General features: G+C 48.8%; 1 rRNA gene. It reads left to right on the top strand.

Features of this window, described 5'->3' with window-relative positions:
- Window positions 1-385 precede the first annotated feature (385 nt).
- Window positions 386-1949: ribosomal RNA gene (locus CP352_RS10685) — 16S ribosomal RNA — on the top strand.
- Window positions 1950-2054 lie beyond the last annotated feature (105 nt).

Raw genomic sequence — 2054 nt, forward strand, 5'->3', positions numbered from 1 at the left:
ATTAATAAAGTCGCTTCGAGAGATGCGACGAGAGCTTAAAAACAGACATGTAAGGAAAGAAAACAAATAAAAAGAAAAAAGTACTTGCAAAGAAGTAAATAAGCTGGTAATATATTTAAATGTCGTCAGGCGAAAGCGGAAAAAGCTTGAGCAAGACGAAAAAAAACAAATCAAAAAAGTTCTTGACAAAGAAATGATGGTTTGATAAAATATAAAAGCTGTCTGCTTTACAAAAAGCAAGACAGAGGTAGTACTTTGAAAACTGAACAAAGTTTCGCTAAAAGTGTGCGGGTGTAAAAACCCAAACAAGAAGCGAAGTCAATTCGCAAGCAATAAATTTGAGACAAAGATCTTAAATAAGGAATGAGCAATCATTCAAACTTTTTAAAATGAGAGTTTGATCCTGGCTCAGGACGAACGCTGGCGGCGTGCCTAATACATGCAAGTCGAGCGAGCGGAACTAACAGATTTACTTCGGTAATGACGTTAGGAAAGCGAGCGGCGGATGGGTGAGTAACACGTGGGGAACCTGCCCCATAGTCTGGGATACCACTTGGAAACAGGTGCTAATACCGGATAAGAAAGCAGATCGCATGATCAGCTTTTAAAAGGCGGCGTAAGCTGTCGCTATGGGATGGCCCCGCGGTGCATTAGCTAGTTGGTAAGGTAAAGGCTTACCAAGGCGATGATGCATAGCCGAGTTGAGAGACTGATCGGCCACATTGGGACTGAGACACGGCCCAAACTCCTACGGGAGGCAGCAGTAGGGAATCTTCCACAATGGACGCAAGTCTGATGGAGCAACGCCGCGTGAGTGAAGAAGGTTTTCGGATCGTAAAGCTCTGTTGTTGGTGAAGAAGGATAGAGGTAGTAACTGGCCTTTATTTGACGGTAATCAACCAGAAAGTCACGGCTAACTACGTGCCAGCAGCCGCGGTAATACGTAGGTGGCAAGCGTTGTCCGGATTTATTGGGCGTAAAGCGAGCGCAGGCGGAAGAATAAGTCTGATGTGAAAGCCCTCGGCTTAACCGAGGAACTGCATCGGAAACTGTTTTTCTTGAGTGCAGAAGAGGAGAGTGGAACTCCATGTGTAGCGGTGGAATGCGTAGATATATGGAAGAACACCAGTGGCGAAGGCGGCTCTCTGGTCTGCAACTGACGCTGAGGCTCGAAAGCATGGGTAGCGAACAGGATTAGATACCCTGGTAGTCCATGCCGTAAACGATGAGTGCTAAGTGTTGGGAGGTTTCCGCCTCTCAGTGCTGCAGCTAACGCATTAAGCACTCCGCCTGGGGAGTACGACCGCAAGGTTGAAACTCAAAGGAATTGACGGGGGCCCGCACAAGCGGTGGAGCATGTGGTTTAATTCGAAGCAACGCGAAGAACCTTACCAGGTCTTGACATCTAGTGCCATTTGTAGAGATACAAAGTTCCCTTCGGGGACGCTAAGACAGGTGGTGCATGGCTGTCGTCAGCTCGTGTCGTGAGATGTTGGGTTAAGTCCCGCAACGAGCGCAACCCTTGTTATTAGTTGCCAGCATTAAGTTGGGCACTCTAATGAGACTGCCGGTGACAAACCGGAGGAAGGTGGGGATGACGTCAAGTCATCATGCCCCTTATGACCTGGGCTACACACGTGCTACAATGGGCAGTACAACGAGAAGCGAGCCTGCGAAGGCAAGCGAATCTCTGAAAGCTGTTCTCAGTTCGGACTGCAGTCTGCAACTCGACTGCACGAAGCTGGAATCGCTAGTAATCGCGGATCAGCACGCCGCGGTGAATACGTTCCCGGGCCTTGTACACACCGCCCGTCACACCATGGGAGTCTGCAATGCCCAAAGCCGGTGGCCTAACCTTCGGGAAGGAGCCGTCTAAGGCAGGGCAGATGACTGGGGTGAAGTCGTAACAAGGTAGCCGTAGGAGAACCTGCGGCTGGATCACCTCCTTTCTAAGGAAGCGAAGGATATGGAGAGCAGGAATGCTAAGAGAAGTATCCAGAGCAAGCGGAAGCACACTGAGAAACTTTGTTTAGTTTTGAGGGTAGTACCTCAAA

Origin of the sequence: Lactobacillus sp. UMNPBX1 (assembly GCF_002554085.1) — a bacterium.
In the GTDB taxonomy this organism is placed as follows: Bacteria; Bacillota; Bacilli; order Lactobacillales; family Lactobacillaceae; genus Lactobacillus; species Lactobacillus crispatus.